This is a genomic window from Mesorhizobium sp. M7A.F.Ca.CA.004.12.1.1, from assembly GCF_003997835.1.
Lineage (GTDB): Bacteria > Pseudomonadota > Alphaproteobacteria > Rhizobiales > Rhizobiaceae > Mesorhizobium.
Genome location: NZ_RZRK01000577.1, coordinates 1 through 3,981 on the forward strand (window position 1 = coordinate 1; position 3,981 = coordinate 3,981).

The window sequence follows — 3,981 nt, forward strand, 5'->3', positions numbered from 1 at the left end:
ATTGAAAACCCGCATATGCGCCGGATTCTGCGCGCCATGCGTGCGGCCGGTATCGACGACATAAAGCTTGCTCTCGTCGAGCGAGAAAGCCAGGCCGTTGGGCCGGACCATGTCGGTGATGACGGCTTCGACCTCGCCCGTGCCGGGATCGACCCGGTAGACATGGCAGGCGCCGATTTCGCTCTCGGCCCTGTCGCCCTCATAATCCGTATCGATGCCGTAGCTCGGATCGGTGAACCAGATCGAGCCGTCGGATTTCACCACCGCGTCGTTGGGCGAATTCAGCCGCTTGCCCTTCCATTTGGACGCGATCGTGGTGACCGAGCCGTCGAACTCGGTGCGGCTGACACGGCGGCCCGAATGCTCGCAGGTGATCAGCCGGCCCTGCCGGTCGACGCTGTTGCCGTTCGAATTGCCGGACGGCTGGCGGAAGACGCTGACATTGCCGTCGGTTTCGTCATAACGCAGCATGCGGTTGTTGGGGATGTCGGACCAGACGACATAGCGGCCGGCGGCGAACCAGGCCGGCCCCTCCGCCCACTGGCATCCGGTGAACAGCTTCTCGACCTGCGCGTTGCCGTTGAACAGGCGCGCGAAGCGCGGATCGAGAATTTCATAATAGTCTGCGGCCGCCATGCTTTCCTCCCGGCATCAATGACACCGGATCAAGCCAGCCGGAGGGACAGAAGGCAATGTGGGTACGCACAGTGTCATGCAAAAGATCGCTTGCCGGCTCTGCGCATGACGTTAGCGCCGTATTAACCGGCTATGCGTCCAGCGCAATGGTGCATTGCAACATCTTCTTTTTGCAATGCACCATTACTATGTCATGCTTCGTATCGATCAAGGGAGGAAGAAACCGCCGCCGAAACGCGGCGCCAAAAAAGGAACCTTGCTATGATCCTCGACAGTCTCATGACCCGCGCTCGCAACAGCATTGCCAAGCGCAAGCACTACAACCGCCTTGTCGCCGAAATCGACAGCTTTTCCAGCCGCGATCTGGCCGACATGCGCGCCGACCGCTCGGAAATGCTCTACCAGATCCACAAGCAGATCTACGGCTGATCTCGAGTCCGATAAGACGCACCGCCAAGGTGCGTTGAGATTCAGGTCAGGCCGAGACGAAAACGGTGGTTTCCGAGAACCGGAGCGGAGCGTACTTAAGTACGTGAGCACCGGAAGCGCAGGAAGCCGCCGTTTGCAGCCCGGCATCACCTGAATATCAACGTGCCGCCAGCGCCTTGTCGATCTGTGGCAGCAAGAGATCCCTCGCCGTCTCGGGCGTCAGCGGGCCGACATGCTTGTAGGCGATCTTGCCGTCCTTGCCGATGACGAAGGTCTCCGGCACGCCGTAGACGCCCCAGTCGATCGCCGCGCGGCCCGCTTCGTCAACCCCTATCGCCTGGAACGGATTGCCGAGATCGCCGAGGAACCGGCGTGCATTTTCCGGCCGTTCCTTGTAGTTCAGCGCCGCCATGGTGAAACGCTTATCCTGCGACAGCGCCAGAAGCACCGGGTGCTCTTCGCGGCATGGCGCGCACCACGACGCGAAGACGTTGACCAATGTGACCTTGCCGGCGAAGGTTTTCGAATCGAGCCCCGGCAGGTTTGACCCCTCCAGCGCAGGCAGGCTGGTTTGCGGCGCCGGCAGGCCGATCAGGGCCGATGGCACTTCCGAAGCATCGCGCCCCGACAGCAGCTGCGACAGGAACAGTCCGGCCAGGCCGAGGAAGATCAGCAGCGGCAACAGCACGAACAGGCGACGAGTGCGTGGGGGTGGCGTTTCCGTTTCTGTGGTCATGGCTTTGCCGCCTTGTCGGAGCGCCGCCGCACGCCGGATGCCTCCAGTTCGGCGAGTTCGCGCTTGCGCGCCCGCTGGTCGAGCAGGATCCAGCCGATCAATCCGGCCAGCACCACGGCCGTAATGCCATAGGCGGCGGTCACGTAGAGTGCATGCGCGCTCATGCGACGGGCCTCGCTGAAGTGGGGGCTTCCAAGCCGATCATGTCGCCCAGTCTAGACATGCCTTTCCCTTAGCCTCGCTCCGTCGGCTTCGCAATCGGTCGCCGCGCCGCAGTCATACGCCACATCAATCCGTTCCATGCCGCAGCGCCAGCGCCGCCGAGACCGGGCCCAGCACGCCAAGAAACAGGGTCAGCGCGGCAAGAATGAGGAAGGGCTGCAGAAACGGATCGGGATTGGCGGTCGCCCCATAGCTCGCCGAAACACCGAAGATCAGCACCGGAATGGTCAGCGGCAGCACCAGTACCGAGATCAGCAGCCCGCCACGCGGCAGCGCCACTGCCACCGCAGCACCGGCGGCGCCGATGAACGTGATTGCCGGGGTGCCGACCAGCAGCGTCAGCGACGTGGCGCCGATGCCGAGCGGCTCCATGTTCATGAACAGGCCGAGCAGGGGCGCGGCGATGACCAGCGGCAGCACGCTGCCCGCCCAATGCGCCAGGCATTTCACCAGCACCGTCAAGGCCAGCATATGGCGATCATTGCCGAGCACCAGGAGATCGAGCGAGCCGTCCTCGCGGTCGGCCTGGAACAGCCGGTCGAGGCCGAGCAGGCAGGACAGCAGCGCGCCGATCCACAGGATGGCCGGTCCGATGCGGGCCAGCAGCTTCAGGTCTGGCCCTACTCCGAACGGGATGGTGGCGATGACGGCGAGGAAGAAGATGACCCCGGTCAGCGCCCCGCCGCCGGCACGGATGTTGAGGCGGATGTCGCGCAGGAAGAGCGCTAGCATGGTATGAGATGCTCGCGCGCCATCATCAACCAGTTCCCCCGATCCTCAACTCCGTCCCCTCGATCCCCAGCGGCAGATGCGTCGCCGCGACAATCATCCCGCCATCCGTGCAATGCTTGGCCATCAACCCCGCAAACCGCGCCTCCGACGCCTTGTCCAGCCCTGCTGTCGGCTCATCCAGCAACCACAATGGCCGGTGGCTGACCAGCAGTTTCGCGATCGCCGCGCGCCGGCGTTGCCCGGTCGATAGATAGCCGAACGGCAGGTGGCCGATGCCGCCGAGCCCGACCGTTTCCAGCGCCTCTTCGACGCCGAGCTGTCCGTCGCCGTTGAAGTCGCGCCAGAAGCGCAAATTCTCCGCCACGCTGAGCGCCGGCTTCATTGCGTTCTGGTGGCCAAGGTAGTGACAGGCCGAGGCAACAGACGGGAACGCTTCGTCCCCGTCTTCAATCTTCATGGTACCCTCGATCCTCACGCTGCCTTGCGCCACCGGCAGCAGCCCGGCGATGACTCGCAGCAAGGTCGACTTGCCCGATCCGTTCGGCCCGGTGACGATGAGCGCCTGACACTCCTCCAAGGCAAAATCGATGCCGGAAAACACCGCCTCGCCGCCTCGCTCGCCGCCCAGATTTTCGGCGATCAGCCGCATTCCTCGCCTGCCCTGAAACCATGTGTCGCGGCCGCTGCCGCATCGCACAAATTTGCTTTCCAACTGTCTAGAACTATTCCAGAAAATTCTCTATATGCGGTGCATCCGTGCCAGCGGTCGGCACGGGAACAGAATTAGCGCCGAACCAGCGCACGCGCCGCCTTGAACGGCTCGGGTTGCTTGGGAACGGACAGCGGAAATGGCCGTACCCGCACCTTTGCGCGTGATTGCATGCCATCGGCGTCCGTTCCCTTTCAGGCTGAACAGACAAGGATCGCACGTGTCAAAATCCCTCGACAGTTTCAATTGCCGCCGCACGCTGACCGCAGGCGGCGCGGAGTATGCCTATTTCGACCTCATCGAGGCCGAGAAGAACGGCCTCACCGGCATCTCGCAGCTGCCCTATTCGATGAAGGTGCTGCTGGAAAACCTGCTGCGCAACGAAGACGGCCGCTCCGTCACCAAGGAATCGATCCAGGCGGTGGCCGGCTGGCTGACCGACAAGGGCACCGCCGGCGTCGAGATCGCCTATCGCCCGGCCCGCGTGCTGATGCAGGATTTCACCGGCGTTCCGGCC

6 protein-coding genes and 1 pseudogene are annotated in these 3,981 nt (G+C 63.4%); 2 read left to right on the top strand and 5 right to left on the bottom strand.

Features of this window, described 5'->3' with window-relative positions; all coding sequences use genetic code 11:
- On the bottom strand, positions 1-636 hold a 636-nt coding region (locus tag EN984_RS25365; protein WP_164765636.1), incomplete at its 3' end, for an SMP-30/gluconolactonase/LRE family protein.
- A 261-nt stretch (positions 637-897) separates the two neighbouring features.
- Between EN984_RS25365 and EN984_RS25370 the strand changes: the two genes are divergently transcribed.
- Entirely contained in the window at positions 898-1,065 is a 168-nt protein-coding gene (locus EN984_RS25370) for a hypothetical protein (RefSeq protein ID WP_013528833.1), read from the top strand.
- 157 nt (positions 1,066-1,222) lie between these two features.
- Here the strand turns inward: EN984_RS25370 and EN984_RS25375 are convergent, their stop codons facing one another.
- From EN984_RS25375 to ccmA, 4 genes are all read right to left on the bottom strand, one after another.
- Positions 1,223-1,801 (bottom strand): DsbE family thiol:disulfide interchange protein, encoded by a 579-nt coding sequence (locus EN984_RS25375; RefSeq protein WP_127384029.1) that lies wholly within the window; start codon positions 1,799-1,801, stop codon positions 1,223-1,225.
- The gene (gene ccmD / locus EN984_RS25380) at positions 1,798-1,965 is read right to left on the bottom strand and encodes a heme exporter protein CcmD (RefSeq protein ID WP_127268184.1); all 168 of its coding nucleotides are present in this window, start codon (positions 1,963-1,965) and stop codon (positions 1,798-1,800) included. The genes EN984_RS25375 and ccmD overlap by 4 nt, the downstream gene beginning before the upstream one ends.
- A 124-nt stretch (positions 1,966-2,089) precedes the next feature.
- Entirely contained in the window at positions 2,090-2,755 is a 666-nt protein-coding gene (ccmB, locus tag EN984_RS25385) for a heme exporter protein CcmB (protein ID WP_127268183.1), read from the bottom strand.
- A gap of 25 nt (positions 2,756-2,780) precedes the next feature.
- Positions 2,781-3,404, bottom strand: a complete 624-nt coding sequence (gene ccmA, locus EN984_RS25390) for a heme ABC exporter ATP-binding protein CcmA (protein ID WP_127268182.1) — start codon at positions 3,402-3,404, stop codon at positions 2,781-2,783.
- 280 nt (positions 3,405-3,684) lie between these two features.
- Between ccmA and EN984_RS25395 the strand changes: the two are divergent.
- Positions 3,685-3,981 (top strand): annotated as a pseudogene (locus tag EN984_RS25395) (aconitate hydratase); the annotation flags it as partial.